Source organism: Ruegeria sp. BHSB064 (assembly GCF_059613205.1).
The window spans coordinates 16,924-35,053 of the sequence record NZ_JBXWSB010000024.1; the positions used below are offsets into that span (position 1 = coordinate 16,924).

Here is an 18,130-nt window from a genome sequence, read left to right on the forward strand (position 1 = left end):
TGAAAACGAAGGTGCGGACCGGATGATTTCTGAAGACGACCTGATTGCGCTGGTCCGCAACTACAATCCCAAGACAAATGCTGATCGCATCACGCTGGCCTATGAGTTCGGCCAAAAGATGCATGAAGGGCAGTTCCGCCACTCCGGCGAGCCCTATTTTACTCATCCCGTTGCAGTTGCCGCCATCCTGACCGAACAGCGTCTGGATGATGCGACTATCATAACCGCGCTTCTGCACGACACGATCGAAGACACTAAAGCCAACTATGGCAAGGTCGCCGAACTGTTCGGGGATGAAGTCGCCAAACTGGTCGATGGCGTGACCAAACTGACCAATCTGCAACTGTCCAGCCGCGAGACCAAGCAGGCCGAGAACTTTCGCAAGTTGTTCATGGCTATGTCCAAGGACCTGCGGGTTATTCTGGTCAAACTGGCGGACCGTCTGCACAATATGCGTACGATCAAGGCCATGCGCCCCGAAAAGCAGGTGGTCAAAGCGCGCGAGACGATGGACATCTACGCTCCGCTCGCAGGCCGAATGGGTATGCAATGGATGCGCGAAGAGTTGGAAGATCTTGCGTTCCGTGTGCTGAATCCCGAAGGCCGCCAGTCGATCATCCGGCGATTTATCACGTTGCAACGCGAAACCGGTGACGTGATCCACCGCATCACCGGCGATATGCGGCACGAGTTGGAAAAAGCCGGCATCGATGCCGAGGTCTTTGGTCGTGCCAAGAAGCCATATTCGATCTGGCGCAAGATGCAGGAAAAGGATCAGGGCTTTTCGCGCCTCTCCGACATCTATGGTTTTCGCATCATCACCGGGTCCGAGGAAGACTGCTATCGCACCCTTGGCGCGATTCACCAGCGCTGGCGCGCGGTGCCCGGGCGGTTCAAGGATTACATCAGCCAGCCAAAATCAAATGGCTACCGTTCGATTCACACCACGGTGTCGGGGCGTGACGGTAAACGCGTCGAGGTTCAGATCCGCACTCGCCAGATGCATGACGTTGCTGAAACCGGCGTTGCGGCGCATTGGTCCTATCGCGACGGTGTACGCACCGAGAACCCTTTTGCCGTTGACCCGGCCAAGTGGATTTCGAATCTGACTGAGCAGTTTGACAACGAAGAGGATCACGAAGATTTCCTCGAAGCGGTCAAACTGGAAATGTATTCCGACCAGGTGTTCTGCTTCACGCCCAAAGGGGATGTTGTGAAGCTGCCCCGTGGGGCGACGCCGATTGATTTTGCTTATGCCATCCACACTCGGATCGGCCATGCCTGCGTCGGGGCCAAAGTGGACGGTATTCGCGTGCCGCTCTGGACGCGGCTGAAGAACGGTCAGTCGGTGGACATTATCACCGCTGATGGTCAGACACCGCAGGTCACCTGGCTTGAGATTGCTGTCACCGGCAAGGCCCGCACGGCCATCCGACGCGCCCTGCGCGAGGTTGATCGAGAGCGGTTCATCAAGCTGGGCAAGGAACTGGCCCGTTCTGGTTTCGAACATGTTGGTCGCAAGGCTACGGACAAGGCACTGGATACGGCTGCCAAACACCTGCGTTTGAAAGATCGGCACGAGTTGCTTGCGCGTTTGGGTAGCGCGGAACTGACGGCGCATGAAGTGGTCGAGGCCGTCTATCCAGAACTGGCCAAAGACGACGGTGACGCTATTCCGCTGCGTCGTGCCGTGATTGGCCTTGAGCCGGGTCAGAAATTCGACCGGGCGCCGTGTTGTCAGCCTCTGCCTGGCGAACGGATCGTTGGCATCACCTACCGGGGCAAAGGCGTGGTGGTACATGCCATCGATTGCGACCGGCTGAGCGAATTCGAGGGTGAACCCGACCGCTGGGTCGATTTGCACTGGCATTCGGGCACCCACCCGGCTGTCTACGGGGCGACGCTGGATCTGACCATCGGCAACGATGCCGGGGTTCTGGGGCGAATTTGCACATTGATCGGTGAGAAAAAGGCCAATATTTCGAACCTGGAATTTGTTGACCGCAAACCGGATTTTTACCGTCTGTTGATCAATGTCGAACTGCGCGACCTTGAACAGCTGCACTCACTGATGCTGATGCTCGAGGCGGAAAGTGATGTTGCAGCCGTCGAACGGCACAGAGACCGGACCAAGACCGCAACCGCGGCTGGCTGAGAAGGGGTGATCACGCGTGGTATTCAAGCGCCGAGACCGACGCTCTGCCGTCCAAGTCGCGTCGGAGTTTGTCTATCCGCGCGGCGGGTGGACCCGCGCTTTTCACTATGTAAAACATCGTGTCCGCCGTCTGCCGGACACCCCTGACCGAATTGCGCGCGGCATTGGTGCGGGGGTCTTCGCAGCCTTCACGCCGTTCTACGGGCTGCATTTTCTGGTCGCAGCCATCGGTGCGCGTCTGATCAAGGGAAATATCCTTGCGGCGCTCAGCGGTACGTTCTTTGGAAATCCACTGACGTATGTGCCAATCGGTGTCATCTGCCTTCAAACCGGGCATTTTCTATTGGGCACCAAATACGACGAGGGGGACACACAGGGGCTGATGGGTAAATTCGCCGATGCCATCGGTGATCTTAAAGACAACTTCTTGGCCCTGTTCACTGACCGCGTGGCAGACTGGCGCGGATTGGCCCAGTTCTATGACGACGTCTTTTTCCCTTATATGATTGGCGGCATCATTCCCGGCATTGTGGCCGGTGTGATTTGCTATTACCTCAGCCTGCCGCTGATCCTCACCTATCAACAACGCCGCCGCGCCAGGATCAAAGCGAAGTTCGAAGAAATCAAACGTTTGGCTGAAAAATCGACTGCCGTTCCGGAGGCAAAGCCACTAGGCTCCGCCGCGAAACTGAAAAAGGAATCGAGAGATGTCTGAGAACGATCTGCGTCTGGGTGTGAACATCGATCACGTCGCCACCGTGCGCAACGCGCGGGGCGGTGCCTATCCCGATCCGCTGCGCGCCGCCAAACTGGCGGAAGAGGCAGGGGCCGACGGCATCACCGCCCACCTGCGCGAAGATCGTCGCCATATCTCGGACGCTGACATCGACGGGCTGATGGAGGTTCTGTCGGTGCCATTGAACTTTGAAATGGCCGCAACAGACGAGATGCAGAAAATTGCTCTGCGCCACAAACCCCATGCGGTTTGCATTGTCCCCGAAAAGCGCGAGGAACGCACCACAGAAGGCGGGCTGGAAGTTGCGCGCGAGGAAAACAAACTGGCCCATTTCATCGCGCCCTTGCGCGATGTCGGCTGCCGCGTGTCGATCTTCATTGCTGCCGATCAACGCCAGATCGAGGCTGCACATCGCATTGGTGCAGAGGTGATCGAGCTGCACACAGGCGCCTATTGCGATGCACATGCCGAAGGCCGTGCGGAAGACGCCGCCCGCGAGCTTGAGGCGCTGCGCCAAATGTCCACCTTTGCCCATTCTCTGGGGCTTGAGGTTCATGCGGGCCACGGCCTGACTTATGACACCGTACAACCGATTGCCGCCTTCCCCGAGGTGAAGGAACTGAACATTGGCCACTTCCTGATTGGTGAGTCGATCTTTCTGGGCCTTACCCCTGCCATTCAGGAAATGCGCCGCCTGATGGATGAGGCGCGCGCGTGATCACGCCCGGCTTTGTCGCTATCTGGTTGGCCTGGCTGATGGCGGGCGGCTCTCCGGGGCCTGCCACGATGGGCATTGCCGGAACTGCGATGAACGAAGGCCGCCGCGCCGGTCTGGTCTTTGCGCTGGGCATCTGTGCCGGATCTGCCGCTTGGGGCATTGCCGCTGCACTGGGGTTGTCGGCGATCATGCTGGCCAATGTCTGGGTGTTCGAGGTGATCCGGTACATCGGTGTCGCCTATCTTGGCTGGCTGGCCTTCAAGGCCCTGCGCCGCGCGATGACCTCGGATGAGGTCGCCTTGGGCAAACCTGTCACTGGTTCACTGCCGACGATCTTTGCCAAGGGCGCGGCGATCCATCTGACCAATCCAAAGGCGATCCTCAGCTGGGGCTCGATATATGCCATTGTCGCGCCTAATGATGCCAGCCTGTCGATACTATTGAGCTATTTCGCCATGCTCTACGCGGGATCTCTTTTGATTTTCATCGGCTACGCGTTTCTGTTTTCGTCCGAGCGCATGGTCCGCACCTATCGCCGTGCGCGCCGCTGGTTCGATTTCGCCTTTGCGGGCTTCTTTGGGGTGGCGAGCTACAAGATCCTGACGGTGCGGTTGGGATGATGAATCTGCTCGCGGCGGCAAATCCGTTGAAACCTCTCTTGGAGTCCAATGCAAAAGTTGGCTTGAACCGCCTCGGCTATTTGAGCCTGGTCTTCACGAATCTGATAGGACTGTATCTGGTTGAGTGGTGGGTCGAGTTCGATTGGCTGTTCACAGGTCTTCCGCTGGGGATAGCAATGGTCTTGGCGGCGTTAAATTATGGAATGGACAAAGGCGTTCGAGGAAAGCCCCTTGGCGAAAGCTACAAAAGTTGGATCATCGCACGTCAGATGGTTTTCGCCACCTTGGCAACGGCGGCTTCTCTAGTCGCTGTAATGATTGTACTAGATAGGCCCTCAGAAATTAGCGTATTGCACAAAACAATCCTCAAAGTAGGGGCAGAGTTCACTCTTTGTATGATCGTTTCATTTGTACTGTGCCGCTATGCTTTCATTTTCGGAGTTAAGCGTGGATATTCAGTCTTTCTGAAGAAGAAAGAACGTGAGCAATGATCCTCGGCATCGGTACAGACCTCGCAAACATCGACCGCATCCAAGGCACGCTTGATCGGTTTGGTGATCGCTTTCGCAATCGTGTCTTCACTGAAACCGAGCAGCGCAAAGCCGAGCGGCGCCATGATACGGCTGGCACCTACGCCAAACGCTGGGCGGCGAAAGAGGCGTGTTCCAAGGCGCTGGGCACTGGATTGCGTATGGGCATCGCATGGAAGGATATGGCTGTCACTAATCTGCGCACCGGCCAGCCTGTCATGCATGTCACGGGCTGGGCCGCCGAGCGCCTCAAGGAAATGACCCCAGACGGGCACGAGGCGATCATTCACGTCACCCTGACCGATGATCACCCCTGGGCGCAGGCCTTTGTGGTGATCGAGGCCCGTCCGCGTCAAGAAGCGCCTGCGCAGCCTTGACTTGCCCCCACCTGACCCGCATGTAGCACCCCAACCACGCATAGACTGGAGAGAGCAGTATGGCCGAGGAAGCCAAAACCGGAAGCGGCATCTGGGAGACGATCAAAACCATCGTCTATGCTCTGCTGATTGCGGGCGTATTCCGCACCCTCTTCTTTCAGCCATTCTGGATTCCCTCGGGCTCAATGAAGGAAACGCTGCTGATCGGTGATTTCCTCTTCGTCAACAAGATGACCTATGGCTATTCCTATGCGTCCTGTCCCAGCCTGATCATCCCAAGCGTTGGACTGAACGTGGATGCCGAGGATATCTGCGGCTGGATGCAGGGTGACGGTGACAGCCGCATCTGGGGTGGCCAGCCCGAGCGCGGCGATGTCATCGTTTTCCGCCATCCGGTCACGGGGCGTGACTATATCAAGCGCCTGATTGGTCTGCCGGGTGATCGAATCCAGATCCGCGAAGGTCAGATCATCCTGAACGATGTTCCGGTTCCTCAGCAGCCCGATGGCGTCTTCACGGAAGTTGCCGAGCCGCAAGGCCCGCAACGCCTGCGTCCTCGCTGCGAAAACGGGCCTGTTGGTATTGGTGGTGCATGCGAAAAGTCGCGCCTGATTGAGACTCTGCCCAACGGTGTCTCGTATGACGTGTTGAACATCGGAAATCAGGGGTCGGACAACACCGGCATCTACAACGTGCCCGAAGGCCACTACTTCTTTATGGGTGACAACCGCGACAACTCTGCCGACAGCCGCCTTCCCCAATCTGCGGGTGGCGTAGGTTACGTGCCTTACGAAAACCTGATCGGTCGGGCTGATCGCATCATGTTCTCATCTGCTGGCCGGTCGATGCTGTTCTTCTGGACCTGGCGCGGTGATCGGTTCTTCAAGGCGGTCAATTGAAGCTTTCAGCTGAAATAAAGGCGTTCCAGCAGCGTTTGGGGTATGAGTTCGCCAATCCTGAATTGCTGGTGCGTGCGCTGACCCATGGTTCGGTCTCTTCGTCCACAAGGCCCGACAATCAACGGCTCGAATTTCTGGGTGACCGGGTGCTGGGCCTTGTCATGGCCACGGCTCTGCTTGAGGCTGACAAAACGGCATCCGAAGGCCAATTGGCCCCCCGTTTCAACGCGCTGGTTCGCAAAGAGGCTTGCGCCGATGTTGCCCGCCAGATCGATCTGGGCGGGGTGCTGAAGCTGGGCCGATCCGAGATGTTATCTGGTGGCCGCCGCAAACAAGCCCTGTTGGGGGACGCAATGGAAGCCGTGATTGCCGCAATTTACCGCGACGCAGGGTTCGAGGCCGCGCGCGATGTCATCCTGGCCCTTTGGGGCGACCGCATCCACACGGTCGAAGCTGACGCGCGCGACGCCAAAACGTCGTTGCAGGAATGGGCTCAGGCCCGTGGTCAAAAACCGCCCTCATATGTCGAGATCAAGCGCAGCGGCCCTGACCATGCACCGATCTTCACCATCGCTGCCCGTCTTCAGGACGGCACCGAGGCACAGGCCACAGCGGGTTCCAAACGGCAAGCCGAGCAGGCGGCGGCTAAGGCTTTGCTGTCCTCCCTTCCGCAGTGATCTGCTGCACCTGACCGGATCCACTTCATCTGGCCAAAAATATCTCGGGGGTGAGCCCGGATGAAATCCGGGCGAGGGGGCTGGCCCCCTTTCTTTCGGACTGGCAACGCTTACCCTGTCTTCAAACCACCCGAATGAACCCGGCCAGCCCGGTTTTCTGGTGTTCGATCACATGACAATGAAAGGCCCAGTCACCGGGATTGTCCGCCACCAACGCGATGTCGATGATCTCATCCTTCAGCAAAAGCGTTGTATCGGTCATCAATGGCGGCAGCTGACGGAGGTTCGACTTGAGCGGCACAAAAGCCAGCCCGTGCAGGTGGATCGGATGTAGGTTGGGCGATTCATTGTGCAGTCGCAGAACATAACTTTTACCCTGTTTCAGCACGGCCAACGGCCCTGTCCCCTGCGCTGCATCTCCGGGCCAAGGTGTGCGGTTGATAGACCAAAAGCTATAACCCAACGACCCGCAAAACCCGTCGTTTGGGGCACCTCCTTCGGGCGTCCAGCCGAACACAAACTCGTGCAGTTCTGCCTGATCCAGATTGGGCCGTTGTACGGGATTGGCCCCTAAAGGGTGTAGCTCTTTCAAGGTGCGGGCTTCGGATTGCCCTGTTGCCTGCAAGCGCGCCATGGCTCGGGGCTTCTGCCCGGGAAACTTCGCCATCAAGGCTGCGGATTGACCTTCCCCGTCGGGCATTCGGACCGCAAAATCCACCCGCTGTCCCGGACCTAACCAAAGGGGCGCGTCCGCGGTGGGTAAAGCCAGTTCAACCTCAACCGGATGCCCGTCCCAGGCGACGATCCGGACCTCTGCGCCTTCAAAATGCAGTTTGTAGATCCGGGTCGTGTCGGTGTTGACCACACGCAGGCGCACAAGACTGCCCGCCGCATGATCATACACAGCTTCTGTCAGCCAGTTAGCAGTCTGAACATTGCCGAACGTTCCTGCGCGCGCAGCGCCGCGCGCGGTGTAAGCGGGCAGAAACGCGTCATCTTCATCCAGCCGGAAATCGCGCAGATTGATCACTTGCTCGCTGTCAAAGCCGGGGTTTTCGGGCTCGGCAATCACCATGACACCGGTCAGGCCGTGGGCCATCTGGTCCATCGTCATGCAATGGGGGTGATACCAGTAGGTCCCTGCATCCGGTGGCGTGAATTCATAGACAAAGCTCTCGCCCTCGCCGATGGGCATTTGGGTCAGGTAGGGCACACCGTCCATTTCATTGGCGATGCGCAATCCATGCCAGTGCATCGCGGTATAGTCGGGCAGAGTATTGCGCATCGTCAGCCGCATCCTCTGATCCTGCTTCCCATAAAGAACCTGTGGCGGTGCGTCCGGCGACAGGCTGACCATCCCGGTGGTTAGTTGATCGCGCAACCTGTAGCTGGCGGGCTGCAGCACCAAATCGTGCGTAGACCCAGTGGCTGCCATGGACAAACCGCCTAAGCCGACCGCGCCAGCAGCGGCACCGCTGCCAAGAAGAAACTCGCGACGTTTCATGAAAACCTCACTGAACGGATGTGTCACCGGGCTGGGAACGGCTGGGTGTCTTTGCAAGTCCTGCCAGTGCTGATGCATGGCTGCAATGCGACAAATCCCTCTGGCCCGCAGGCCCTTTCTGCTATAGCAGGGCGCAATTGCACACAGGAACGCCAGATATATGACCACACGCGCCGGATTTATCGCCCTGATCGGAGAGCCCAACGCGGGCAAATCCACCCTTTTGAACCGCATGGTCGGGGCCAAGGTCTCGATCGTGACGCATAAGGTGCAAACCACGCGCGCGCGCATTCGAGGTGTGGCGATGGAGGGTGACGCGCAGTTGGTGTTTGTTGACACGCCAGGCCTGTTCAAACCCCGCCGCCGCTTGGACCGCGCCATGGTCGCAGCCGCCTGGGGTGGGGCCGCAGATGCAGATGTTGTTGTGCTTATGGTCGAGGCGCATCGCGGTATCACCGAAGGGGTTGAACGCATCCTCGAAGGTCTGGAAGAGATCGGTCAAGGCCGGACCATCGCGCTGGCGATCAACAAAATCGACAAGGTGCCGTCCGAAAAACTGCTGGCGCTGACCAGCGACCTGAACGCCCGCTATCCGTTTGCCGAGACCTTCTTGATCTCGGCCGAAAAGGGCCATGGTGTAGACGATTTGCGCAAATGGCTGGCCGGAGAACTGCCCGAAGGACCGTGGCTGTATCCCGAAGATCAGATCGCCGATCTGCCGTTGCGCATGATCGCTGCTGAAATGACGCGCGAAAAACTGACCCTGCGCCTGCATCAGGAACTGCCGTACCAGTTGACCGTCGAGACTGAAAACTGGGAAGAGCGTAAAGACGGTTCCGCAAAGATTGATCAGGTCATTTACGTCATGCGCGACGGTCACAAGGGTATCGTTCTGGGCAAGCGCGGCGAGACAATCAAAGCGGTCAGTCAAGCGGCGCGGGCCGAGTTGGAAGAGTTCCTGGACCGTAAGATCCATCTGTTTCTGCAAGTCAAAGTCCGCCCCAACTGGTTGGAGGAATCCGAGCGTTATTCAGAGATGGGTCTGGACTTCAAAGACGGCAACGCATGACCCGGCTAACTGCTGAATTCTGGGTCCATGCCTATCTGGCGCGGCTTCGGTTTCAGGAAATCCCGGCTTTTGTTGTGGCCCATGGTGACGACACCGCTGGGGCGGTTCTGGTCAAGCTCAACACGCTGGACGGGCAGGCAATTGCATTCCAACGCAGCTTTGACCTGATGTCCGGCGCGCGCAAATGGGTCGAACTGTCCAGCGGGGCTGAGACGGATGTGGATGCCGCCATCACCAAACAACGCAGCTTTGATCCTGATCTCTGGGTGATCGAGGTCGAAGACCGGCAAGGACGGCATTTGCTGGATGAAGAGGGGTTGGAGTAAACTCTCTCTCAGACTCTAAAGTCGATGCAAAGCTTGGTTTCAGCAGTCAGCCGTCTTCACCAAGGTAAACAAAACTCATCTTGTTTCCATCCGGGTCGCGCGCGTAGGCGCCAAAGAAATTAGGACCATATCGCGGGCGATCACCCGGATCACCTTCGTTCGTCCCGCCGTTGGCCAAAGCGGCCGCATGTGCTTCTTTCACTTCTTCTTTGCTTTGGCACGCAAGGCCAACCATATTGCCATTTCCAACTGTGGCGGCTTCCTGGTTGAACGGCGTCGCTACCCACATGCACCCACCGCCACGTAGCTCGTAACAGACGGCATGAGGCATGTATTCGGCGACGACTTTGCCGCCTATGCTGGACACAACCGCGTCATAATACGTGCGTGCGTTAACAACGTCGTTTGAACCGATCATGACATAGTTAAGTGACATTGTTGGAATCCTCTAATGGAACATATAGAGAACATTAATGCCCGAGTTACGCTGGTGCAACGCGTTTCTTGAAAGGCCACAGGCGCAGCACGATCTTGGGTTTTAGCCTATCAGTTTATTTGCAGTCACTGACTGAGCTATTTTCCCCGGCTCCATCCATCTTCGTATTCGCCCAGCACTCTGGACAAATGCAGCAGAGACGCAAAAAAACGCGCGTATACATCCCTCGACAACATGGGTTTGTTGTCATCCAGCACCTGCAACAGATCCACCACGGCCGAGGCAAAGGTGTCATAGACCTGCATATCGGCAGCCGTTGGATCAGGCGTCCAGATTTTGTGTTCGTCGTAAAAGGCGACGGGTTGCGGTTCGTCATCAGTCATAGCACGGCCCCTTCTGTTTGAACTGCAGGTGGGGCGTGGGCGATCAACCGCAAGCCGTCTGGCGCGAAGTCACAAAACTATGGCGGTTACGGAAAAAGAACCTCTTTCTGAACAGAGTTAGAAGAGTTTCAACCCTTGCGCGCCTGTCCCGCTTGGGATTTTCTGCGGTCCAACCCAACCAGAGGTAAGGTCGAAATTTGGACTGGCGCGATCACGGCATTCTCCTGACTTCTCGACGCCATGGTGAAACCGCGGCGATAATCGAGGTCTTCACCGAGGCGCACGGGCGTCACGCCGGTGTGGTGCGCGGTGGAACCAGCCGCAAGATCGCGCCCATTCTGCAACCTGGCGCGCAACTGGATGTGTTATGGCGTGCTCGTTTGGAAGAACATATCGGCACCTTTCAGGTCGAACCTCTGCGGTCCCGCACGGCTGCGGCGTTTTCTGGACGGCTGGCCTTGTCCGGGCTCAATACCGTTGTTGCGCTATTGTCGTTTTGTCTGCCTGAACGGGAACCACATCCGGCGCTTTATGCGAGGACCGAACAGTTGATGGACTTGCTGGGTCAGGATGAGATCTGGCCGTTGGCATATCTGCGTTGGGAAGTGGCGTTGCTGGACGAACTGGGCTTTGGCCTTGATCTGACGACCTGTGCCGTGACGGGTTCAACCGAAGGACTGGTTTACGTGTCACCTAAGACGGGCCGCGCTGTGAGCGCAAATGGGGCCGGGGAGTGGGCAGACAAGCTGTTGCCGCTGCCACCCTGCCTCCGGGGCGAGGGCACGGCACCGGATCTTGAAGTTGCAGAAGCCCTGCGCACAACCGGCTATTTCCTGGAAAACCGTGTTGCACCGTCGCTTGGGCATAATCCTCTGCCAGAAGCAAGGGCGCGGTTCGTGGATCAGCTCACTCGGCGGCTGTGAAAACCATCTCGTGCCCCGCCTCATTGCGTAGGATCAGCACGTTGCCCGATACTTCGGACTGGGTCATGGCCATCAGGGCAGCAAAATAGATACCTTCAGCCTCGAGCCCTGCACAAGCGGCCCGCGTTGCCCTCAGGTCTTGGATCTCGAACCACGGGTAGGGCGCATTCAGCGTGCCGTTGTAACTGTTGCAGGGGGCGTTTCCGTCGATTTTCCCTTCCTCGGGAAACCGGAGCAATGCGCTGGCTTCGTATGGCTGACCATCGATCTCTTGCAGGACCCATGTTTGTCCCGCCGCGCCATAGGCGGCGACGGTTTCATCCTTTTCGCATTGGAACAAGGCGAGCAGGGGTAACGTAAAGATCAGGCGGGTCATCATAGAGTCTTAATCAATTAAGTGTATTTGGCAAACCTCAATAGGGGATAGCGCCGCTCAGCAATTCCTCCCGCACCTCAAGGCGGGGTCTCCAGTTGTACTTTGTGTCCTCACGCACCGGTGCCCAATACAATGCACCGCTGTTGCGCCACGGGTCCAGAATGATGCCTTTATCCATCGAATCTCCTTTGGCGCTGATCGACGCCGAATGATGGATGATGCGAAACTGCGTGGGCGGAGAAGTGACCCAATGCAGATCAAGCGTGCTGAAATTTTCCTGCCGCAGACGCGTGGTCATGGCCTGCGCCCAGTCATTGCACAGGCCAAACTCACGAAAGCCGTTGGTGACCTTGGCGTTGTGGATGATGGCTGGATCCGTGACATTCCACTCCCGCGCCAACCGCTGAGAATAGGTGTAGGAGATTGTAGCAGCCTGTTGCGCTTCGACAGGATCGACCTGCGCCCCGAGTGACAGGATGGCTTGTGTCAACGCATCTATATCGCTTTGGCTGGCAGTTGGCTGACTGACTGTGCAACCACCCAGTACAAGTGCTGCAAGGGTCGACCAAAGCGCAAAGAATCGTCGAGTCATTTTATGCTCACCCTCACTCGGACGGGATTGGTTTCGCTCGGTGCTCTATCGGGGATCAATACGGATTCAAAGGGGAAGTTTGCTGAGTTTAGGGCCTATGCGCGAGGGTGTGCCGGATGCAATCCGTTTGGAGCTCACTGAAAATAGGGAACGGTGTCACCTGCAAATCCACCAATTCAAGAAAAAGACCCGGCACAGTGGCCGGGTCAGTTGGGGAAACGGGGTGCTGGAAACCGTTAACCAAGCAGCCGGCGTGCGATGACCTGCGCTTGAATCTCAGCAGCCCCTTCGAAAATATTCAGAATGCGCGCGTCACACAGAACGCGACTGATCTTGTACTCCAGTGCAAAACCGTTGCCGCCGTGAATCTGCAGCCCGTTATCGGCTGCGGCCCAGGCCACACGGGCACCCAACAGCTTGGCCATTCCGGCTTCCAGGTCACAGCGTTGGCCGTGATCTTTCTCCCATGCGCTGAAATAGGTCAGCTGACGTGCAATCATGATTTCGACCGCCATCATCGCCAGCTTGCCCGAGACGCGTGGGAAGTTGATCAGTGACTTGCCGAACTGTTTGCGATCGATCGCGTATTGCATGGCGATATCCAGCGCGCTTTGCGCCACGCCGATGGCGCGGGCAGCGGTTTGGATGCGGGCAGATTCGAAGGTTTCCATCAACTGCTTGAAACCTTTGCCTTCTTCGCCGCCCAACAGGTTCTCACCTTTGACGTGGAAGCCATCAAAGCCCAGCTCGTATTCTTTCATGCCGCGATAGCCCAGAACTTCGATCTCTCCACCAGTCATACCGGGGGTGGGGAATGGGTTCTCGTCGGTGCCCGGCGTTTTTTCGGCCAGGAACATCGACAGGCCGCGGTGGTCGGTGCTGTCGGGATTTGTCCGCGCCAGCAGAGTCATCACATGAGTCCGCGCTGCATGTGTGATCCAGGTTTTATTGCCGGTGATCTGATAATCGCCGTTTTCGTCTTTCACAGCGCGCGTGCGCAGGCTGCCAAGGTCCGATCCGGTGTTGGGCTCGGTAAAGACGGCAGTGGGCAGGATCTCGGCACTTGCCAGTTTTGGCAGCCAGTTGGCTTTCTGCTCGTCCGTGCCGCCCGCAATGATCAGCTCGGCCGCAATTTCGGACCGTGTGCCCAAGGAACCGACACCGACATAGCCACGCGACAACTCTTCGGACACCACGCACATCGAAGCTTTGGACAGGCCGAACCCGCCGAATTCCTCGGGGATGGTCAAGCCAAAAACGCCCATTTCAGCCAGTTCTTCGATGATTTCCATCGGGATCAGCTCATCCTTGAGGTGCCATTCATGGGCATGCGGTTCGACCTTTTCCTGCGCGTAGCGGCGGAATTGGTCGCGGATCATCTCAAGTTCTTCTTCCAGACCAGAGGCACCGAACATCGTGGCGCCAGCCTGATCCTGCATCAATGCAACGAGTCGGCTGCGTGCAGCCTGAGAATTGGCCTGCGCCATAAGGGTTTGAACTTCGGTCGATTGAAATCCCGACAACGCGTCCCAGCCCAGCCCCATATCCTGGAGGCGTATAACTTCGCCCTGGTTCATTGGAATGCCACCGGCGACCTGATGCAGGTATTCGCCAAACGCGATCTGGTGCAGCAGCTGTTCGACCTCGCCAAATTTTCCTTCGGCTTGCAGGGCCTCGGCCCAGCGTTGCATCTGTTGCAGCGACTGCGTGTAGGTGGCCAGCCAAGCCAGACCATGCGCAGCTGTCTGGTTCGCCTCGATCAGAGCGCCAGAGACGCGACCATCCGCAGAAACCATGGAGCGCACGGATTCGCGGGCTTTTTCAAAGACGGCTTCTACCGCAGGCACGGCGGCCCGTGTCAAACCCAGAAGATCGGGCAAAACTGCAGCTTTTGTCATCTCGGTCATATCTTGTCCGTCGTGGGCCATGAATCGCGTCCTTTCCTCGGTCGTCTGGTCATATCATGCTGCACGTGCAGCGCAACAAAAATACTTATTACGCTACGAAAAAGTTCAAAAATTACCTGAACATTTTTGCAATGCAGAAGAAATCCCAGATGGTATCTAGGGGGAATGACCCTGTTTTCCATTCTTTCACCGCAAGACCTGATGCTTGCCATGGCCGTAGCTTTTGCCGCCGGATGGATTAAGGGCATTGTTGGTTTCGCCATGCCAATGGTAATGGTGTCTGGTCTGAATTCGTTTCTGACCCCCGAGTTGACCCTTGCAGGGCTTATTCTGCCGACACTTGCGACAAACGGGCTTCAAGCGCTGGGCGGAGGCGCAGCGGCCGCTTACTCCTCGATCCTAAGCTTTCGGGTGTTTCTGATCGTCGGAGGCCTCATGTTGGTTCTGAGCGCGCAGCTCGTCACTATCATGCCCAGTTCCGTTTCGCTGCTTCTGATCGGCGGGCTGGTCTCGGTCTTCTGTTTGTTTCAGGTATTGGGAGGCCGACTGGTCCTGAACAATCCTTCTACCCGAATAGAAGCTGCTGTGGGTGGGTTGGCAGGTTTTGCTGGCGGCATGTCCGGCGTTTGGGGGCCGCCAACTGTTGCTTATCTGATGGCTTTGAACACGCCTAAAAAGGAACAGATCCGCATTCAGGGCGTGATTTATGGGCTTGGCGCGGTGCTTTTGTTGGCCGCGCATCTGGGATCCGGCATCTTGCGGGAAGAGACACTACCGTTTTCCGCGGCATTGGTCTTTCCCGCTTTGGCGGGGATGTGGGTCGGGACCAAACTGCAGAACCGAATCGATCAGGCCAGTTTTCGCAAAGCGACCCTTTTTGTGTTGTTGGTGGCTGGATTAAACCTGCTGCGACGCGGGTTGATGGGATGAGGCCTCAGCCCGGTCGTTTGTCGGCAAAGCGGAACGCGAAATAAAGTCCCAGCATCAGGAAGAACAAGCCCGAGATATCCCCGATCAGAAAGGCAATGTATTCGACGGTTGCACTGCCGAAGGCCAGATTGGTCAGGCCCGAGACAAGAAAAGACGTGATGATGCCCACACCCATGACGCAGGCCCAACAGGGTTTGCGGTCAGGACGCGGGAACAGGTCCCATCCGATGGCTTTGAACAGATAGAACACCGCCGGAACAGTTGTGACCGCTATGGCAATGGCCAGTAGGCGGCTGGGTAGGAATACGTCAGTGCCCCCCAGATAAGCAAAGACGATGAAAACGCCCGGCAACAGGGCAAAGATCGCGCGCCATCCTAACAGCCACGCCGAGAGAACCCGCACGCCATGTGGCAGAAACAACAGACTGGCCCGGCTTGGATACTCCGGAAAGTACATGTTCTGAAGAGGCATCAAAACGGCGAAGGTCAGGAATGACGCCACCACATAGGCCGATGAGGCCGCGAACGTGTCAATCGCCCAGGCGCGCACGGACATCATCGGACCGCGCGCGATTTACAGGCATCATCTGGGCGCATTAACGATATACCGCCCCCGGTTGGCGCTGCCGCTTTGCGAAAGGTAACCTTTTTGAACCAGTGATTTCAGGGCGCGGAAAAAGGTCGGGCGTGATACGCTTTGGACCAATGTATGCTCGATCAAACCGAATGTGCGCACTTCCTGATCAGACTTCGAGAGTTCTTCCGCCGCGTAATAAATGTCGCGCTCAACCGGAGATAGTTTTTCCAGACCAAGCGTCCGTTCCATGCTCTGCATCAATTTGCGTAGTTCGGTGAGTTTCGAGATTTCTGTCATGTTCTTACCTGCAATTTCCTGTGCCAACTGTCGCTTGTCTGCGACTATCTGAGCCACACCGGTCCCAAGAAAAACCAGCTAGTCCCATGTTGACACTCGTCCCCTATTACTTAGACTAGGTGCCTGATTAGGTTGCTCAATCCTGCGTTGTGAGTGTGCGCAAATGAGCTGCCACAAAGTCCTTTCAGTCAATGCCCGGCGCTGATGTGCCGGGCTTTTTCGTCTCATCGAGACTAACAGGTACCCCAGATCGCAATTTGAAACAACGCACTTGTATGTGCTTTTTGTGACATACAACTAAAGGTTGATTGTGCGGGTGGTTGCTGAAATGAAAAAAGGGGCCCGCAGGCCCCTTGTTTTTTGTGCGCAGCGCCTCGTTAGCCAATCGCTACGGCTTTGATATCGTCGTCGATGAACGGCAGGTATTGTTCGAAGTTTTCGGCAAACATTTGAACCAGTTTCTCGGCTTGTTTGTCGAACGCGGCCTGATCGTCCCAAGTGCGACGCGGGTCCAACAGTACCTCGGCGACACCGGGTACGGAAACCGGTACATCAAAGCCGAAATTGGCGTCTTTGCGGAATTCAGCATCGCGCAGCGAACCATCCAGGGCTGCCGTCAGCAATGCGCGGGTCGCCTTGATCGGCATCCGGCTTCCTACGCCATAAGCACCACCGGTCCAGCCGGTGTTCACCAGCCAGCAGGTCGCGCCATGCTGGGCGATCTTATCCCGCAACAGATTACCGTATTCTTCCGGACGGCGCGGCATGAACGGCGCGCCAAAGCAGGTCGAGAACGTGGGCTGCGGTTCAGTCACACCACGTTCGGTCCCCGCAACCTTCGAGGTGAAGCCAGACAGGAAGTGGTACATCGCTTGCGCCGGGGTCAATCGCGCGATCGGAGGCAGAACACCAAAGGCGTCACAGGTCAGCATGATGATGTTCTTTGGGTGCCCGCCCAAAGCGCTGCTGGATGCGTTCGAGATATACTCCAACGGATACGCGCAGCGCATGTTGGCAGTCAGGGAATCGTCGTCGAAATCCAGCTCTTTGGTCTCGGGATCGAAAACCATGTTCTCGATAACGGTGCCGAATTTACTGGTGGTCGCGTAGATCTCCGGCTCGGCCTCGGCGTTCAGGTTGATTGTCTTCGCATAACAGCCGCCTTCGAAGTTGAAGGTGCCGCGATCCGACCAGCCGTGTTCGTCATCACCAATCAGTATGCGGGCCGGGTCAGCCGACAAGGTCGTCTTGCCGGTGCCCGAAAGCCCGAAGAATACGGCGGTATCGACCGGGTTGCCAACGGCATGGTTGGCCGAGCAGTGCATCGGCATCACACCTTTTTCCGGCAGCATGTAGTTGAGCAGAGTGAAGACGGACTTCTTGTTCTCACCTGCGTATTCAGTGCCACCGATCAGAATCAGCTTGCGATCAAAGTTCAGCGCAATCACCGTTTCACTACGGCAGCCGTGCTTGGCCGGGTCGGCCTGGAAGCTGGGGCAGTTGATAATGGTGAAGTCGGCTGTGAAGTCATCCAGATCCTCGCGATCCGGGCGGCGCAGCAAGTGGCGGATGAAAAGATTATGCCAGGCCAGCTCGGTGACCATGCGCACGTTGATCGCGTATGCGGGGTCAGCACCGCCGACGAGATCCTGCACGAAGTAGTCGCGGCCTTTCATATGGGCCAGCATGTCTTGGTACAGCGCGTCAAAGCCTTCGGGGCTCATTTCGGCGTTGTTTTCCCACCAGATGGTGTCGACGACACTGTCGGTTTTGACGACGTGTTTGTCCTTGGGCGAGCGACCGGTGAACTTGCCGGTGGTGACCAGAAACGCACCACCATTGCCAAGTGTGCCTTCGCCGCGCTTCAGCGCTTCTTCGATCAGCGCCGGTTCCATGAAGTTATAATAGACATTGCCCAGACCCTCGATGCCCTGATCTTCGAGGCGGAATTGCGGGTTAACCCGTCCAGATGTCATGTGTGTCTTCTCCTGTGGCGGCGCGCGGGCTTTGGCCGTTAGCGCCATTGGGGCAGTGAGCCGGGCAAACCGGCGGCTGGGCGCGTCTTATCACGGTCATTTGGGGCATGAACAGGCGGGTT

The 18,130-nt window shown here is 57.3% G+C and carries 21 protein-coding genes; 12 read left to right on the top strand and 9 right to left on the bottom strand.

Going from position 1 to position 18,130, the window contains the following annotated elements; translation table 11 throughout:
- Positions 1 to 22: 22 nt before the first annotated feature.
- The 8 genes from AC2FNU_RS08165 to rnc are packed head-to-tail and all read left to right on the top strand — an operon-like array spanning position 23 to position 6,712.
- Positions 23 to 2,155 carry a RelA/SpoT family protein gene (locus AC2FNU_RS08165; protein ID WP_496786993.1) on the top strand — a complete coding sequence of 711 codons (2,133 nt, stop codon included), beginning with the start codon at positions 23 to 25 and terminating at the stop codon, positions 2,153 to 2,155.
- Between the two features lie 16 nt (positions 2,156 to 2,171).
- On the top strand, positions 2,172 to 2,870 hold the full coding sequence (locus tag AC2FNU_RS08170; RefSeq protein ID WP_496786996.1) for a DUF2062 domain-containing protein: 699 nt from the start codon (positions 2,172 to 2,174) through the stop codon (positions 2,868 to 2,870).
- Positions 2,863 to 3,609, top strand: a complete 747-nt coding sequence (locus AC2FNU_RS08175) for a pyridoxine 5'-phosphate synthase (protein ID WP_496786999.1) — start codon at positions 2,863 to 2,865, stop codon at positions 3,607 to 3,609. Before AC2FNU_RS08170 ends, AC2FNU_RS08175 begins: the two co-directional genes overlap by 8 nt.
- Positions 3,606 to 4,229 (top strand): LysE family translocator, encoded by a 624-nt coding sequence (locus AC2FNU_RS08180; RefSeq protein WP_496787004.1) that lies wholly within the window; start codon positions 3,606 to 3,608, stop codon positions 4,227 to 4,229. Before AC2FNU_RS08175 ends, AC2FNU_RS08180 begins: the two co-directional genes overlap by 4 nt.
- On the top strand, positions 4,226 to 4,720 hold the full coding sequence (locus tag AC2FNU_RS08185; protein ID WP_496787006.1) for a hypothetical protein: 495 nt from the start codon (positions 4,226 to 4,228) through the stop codon (positions 4,718 to 4,720). The genes AC2FNU_RS08180 and AC2FNU_RS08185 overlap by 4 nt, the downstream gene beginning before the upstream one ends.
- Entirely contained in the window at positions 4,717 to 5,136 is a 420-nt protein-coding gene (gene acpS, locus AC2FNU_RS08190; RefSeq protein WP_496787008.1) for a holo-ACP synthase, read from the top strand. Before AC2FNU_RS08185 ends, acpS begins: the two co-directional genes overlap by 4 nt.
- Before the next feature lie 59 nt (positions 5,137 to 5,195).
- Positions 5,196 to 6,035, top strand: a complete 840-nt coding sequence (lepB, locus tag AC2FNU_RS08195; protein ID WP_496787009.1) for a signal peptidase I — start codon at positions 5,196 to 5,198, stop codon at positions 6,033 to 6,035.
- Positions 6,032 to 6,712 carry a ribonuclease III gene (gene rnc / locus AC2FNU_RS08200; RefSeq protein ID WP_171096099.1) on the top strand — a complete coding sequence of 227 codons (681 nt, stop codon included), beginning with the start codon at positions 6,032 to 6,034 and terminating at the stop codon, positions 6,710 to 6,712. The genes lepB and rnc overlap by 4 nt, the downstream gene beginning before the upstream one ends.
- 121 nt (positions 6,713 to 6,833) lie before the next feature.
- On the opposite strand, the gene AC2FNU_RS08205 is transcribed toward rnc, so the two are convergent.
- Positions 6,834 to 8,243: a multicopper oxidase family protein gene (locus AC2FNU_RS08205; protein WP_496787011.1), complete on the bottom strand. Its 1,410-nt coding sequence runs from the start codon at positions 8,241 to 8,243 to the stop codon at positions 6,834 to 6,836.
- A gap of 133 nt (positions 8,244 to 8,376) precedes the next feature.
- On the opposite strand from AC2FNU_RS08205, the gene era reads away from it, so the two are divergent.
- A complete protein-coding gene (gene era, locus AC2FNU_RS08210; protein WP_496787013.1) occupies positions 8,377 to 9,285 on the top strand; it encodes a GTPase Era in 909 nt (302 codons plus the stop codon).
- Positions 9,282 to 9,611 (top strand): DUF1491 family protein, encoded by a 330-nt coding sequence (locus tag AC2FNU_RS08215; RefSeq protein WP_496787015.1) that lies wholly within the window; start codon positions 9,282 to 9,284, stop codon positions 9,609 to 9,611. Before era ends, AC2FNU_RS08215 begins: the two co-directional genes overlap by 4 nt.
- Positions 9,612 to 9,657: 46 nt before the next feature.
- On the opposite strand, the gene AC2FNU_RS08220 is transcribed toward AC2FNU_RS08215, so the two are convergent.
- Together AC2FNU_RS08220 and AC2FNU_RS08225 are read right to left on the bottom strand one after the other, a co-directional pair.
- The gene (locus tag AC2FNU_RS08220; protein ID WP_480801999.1) at positions 9,658 to 10,047 is read right to left on the bottom strand and encodes a VOC family protein; all 390 of its coding nucleotides are present in this window, start codon (positions 10,045 to 10,047) and stop codon (positions 9,658 to 9,660) included.
- Between the two features lie 137 nt (positions 10,048 to 10,184).
- On the bottom strand, positions 10,185 to 10,430 hold the full coding sequence (locus AC2FNU_RS08225) for a hypothetical protein (RefSeq protein WP_171096088.1): 246 nt from the start codon (positions 10,428 to 10,430) through the stop codon (positions 10,185 to 10,187).
- 197 nt (positions 10,431 to 10,627) lie between these two features.
- Between AC2FNU_RS08225 and recO the strand changes: the two genes are divergently transcribed.
- Positions 10,628 to 11,353, top strand: coding sequence for a DNA repair protein RecO (gene recO, locus AC2FNU_RS08230; protein ID WP_496787019.1), 726 nt, complete (start codon positions 10,628 to 10,630; stop codon positions 11,351 to 11,353).
- Here recO and AC2FNU_RS08235 read toward each other — a convergent pair.
- From AC2FNU_RS08235 to AC2FNU_RS08245, 3 genes are all read right to left on the bottom strand, one after another.
- Complete coding sequence (locus AC2FNU_RS08235; protein WP_496787022.1) at positions 11,337 to 11,729, bottom strand: META domain-containing protein; 393 nt, start codon at positions 11,727 to 11,729, stop codon at positions 11,337 to 11,339. The genes recO and AC2FNU_RS08235 overlap by 17 nt on opposite strands.
- Before the next feature lie 37 nt (positions 11,730 to 11,766).
- On the bottom strand, positions 11,767 to 12,321 hold the full coding sequence (locus AC2FNU_RS08240; protein WP_496787026.1) for a hypothetical protein: 555 nt from the start codon (positions 12,319 to 12,321) through the stop codon (positions 11,767 to 11,769).
- A gap of 236 nt (positions 12,322 to 12,557) precedes the next feature.
- Entirely contained in the window at positions 12,558 to 14,249 is a 1,692-nt protein-coding gene (locus AC2FNU_RS08245; RefSeq protein WP_496787027.1) for an acyl-CoA dehydrogenase family protein, read from the bottom strand.
- Between the two features lie 144 nt (positions 14,250 to 14,393).
- Here AC2FNU_RS08245 and AC2FNU_RS08250 point away from each other — a divergent pair, with 144 nt between their 5' ends.
- Complete coding sequence (locus AC2FNU_RS08250; RefSeq protein WP_496787029.1) at positions 14,394 to 15,158, top strand: sulfite exporter TauE/SafE family protein; 765 nt, start codon at positions 14,394 to 14,396, stop codon at positions 15,156 to 15,158.
- Between the two features lie 4 nt (positions 15,159 to 15,162).
- On the opposite strand, the gene AC2FNU_RS08255 is transcribed toward AC2FNU_RS08250, so the two are convergent.
- From AC2FNU_RS08255 to AC2FNU_RS08265, 3 genes are all read right to left on the bottom strand, one after another.
- Positions 15,163 to 15,714, bottom strand: coding sequence for a hypothetical protein (locus tag AC2FNU_RS08255; RefSeq protein WP_496787030.1), 552 nt, complete (start codon positions 15,712 to 15,714; stop codon positions 15,163 to 15,165).
- 27 nt (positions 15,715 to 15,741) lie between these two features.
- On the bottom strand, positions 15,742 to 16,089 hold the full coding sequence (locus AC2FNU_RS08260) for a hypothetical protein (protein ID WP_496787032.1): 348 nt from the start codon (positions 16,087 to 16,089) through the stop codon (positions 15,742 to 15,744).
- 320 nt (positions 16,090 to 16,409) lie between these two features.
- A complete protein-coding gene (locus tag AC2FNU_RS08265; protein WP_496787034.1) occupies positions 16,410 to 18,008 on the bottom strand; it encodes a phosphoenolpyruvate carboxykinase in 1,599 nt (532 codons plus the stop codon).
- Between the last annotated feature and the right edge of the window lie 122 nt (positions 18,009 to 18,130).

Bases quoted from the DNA above. Each gene is read 5' to 3' on its own strand.
- AC2FNU_RS08235 (WP_496787022.1), bottom strand. From the start codon at position 11,729: ATGACCCGCCTGATCTTTACGTTACCCCTGCTCGCCTTGTTCCAATGC.
- acpS (WP_496787008.1), top strand. From the start codon at position 4,717: ATGATCCTCGGCATCGGTACAGACCTCGCAAACATCGACCGCATCCAA.
- AC2FNU_RS08255 (WP_496787030.1), bottom strand. From the start codon at position 15,714: ATGTCCGTGCGCGCCTGGGCGATTGACACGTTCGCGGCCTCATCGGCC.
- AC2FNU_RS08175 (WP_496786999.1), top strand. From the start codon at position 2,863: ATGTCTGAGAACGATCTGCGTCTGGGTGTGAACATCGATCACGTCGCC.
- AC2FNU_RS08215 (WP_496787015.1), top strand. From the start codon at position 9,282: ATGACCCGGCTAACTGCTGAATTCTGGGTCCATGCCTATCTGGCGCGG.
- AC2FNU_RS08250 (WP_496787029.1), top strand. From the start codon at position 14,394: ATGACCCTGTTTTCCATTCTTTCACCGCAAGACCTGATGCTTGCCATG.
- AC2FNU_RS08220 (WP_480801999.1), bottom strand. From the start codon at position 10,047: ATGTCACTTAACTATGTCATGATCGGTTCAAACGACGTTGTTAACGCA.
- AC2FNU_RS08185 (WP_496787006.1), top strand. From the start codon at position 4,226: ATGATGAATCTGCTCGCGGCGGCAAATCCGTTGAAACCTCTCTTGGAG.
- lepB (WP_496787009.1), top strand. From the start codon at position 5,196: ATGGCCGAGGAAGCCAAAACCGGAAGCGGCATCTGGGAGACGATCAAA.
- era (WP_496787013.1), top strand. From the start codon at position 8,377: ATGACCACACGCGCCGGATTTATCGCCCTGATCGGAGAGCCCAACGCG.
- AC2FNU_RS08245 (WP_496787027.1), bottom strand. From the start codon at position 14,249: ATGGCCCACGACGGACAAGATATGACCGAGATGACAAAAGCTGCAGTT.
- AC2FNU_RS08265 (WP_496787034.1), bottom strand. From the start codon at position 18,008: ATGACATCTGGACGGGTTAACCCGCAATTCCGCCTCGAAGATCAGGGC.
- AC2FNU_RS08240 (WP_496787026.1), bottom strand. From the start codon at position 12,321: ATGACTCGACGATTCTTTGCGCTTTGGTCGACCCTTGCAGCACTTGTA.
- AC2FNU_RS08165 (WP_496786993.1), top strand. From the start codon at position 23: ATGATTTCTGAAGACGACCTGATTGCGCTGGTCCGCAACTACAATCCC.
- AC2FNU_RS08225 (WP_171096088.1), bottom strand. From the start codon at position 10,430: ATGACTGATGACGAACCGCAACCCGTCGCCTTTTACGACGAACACAAA.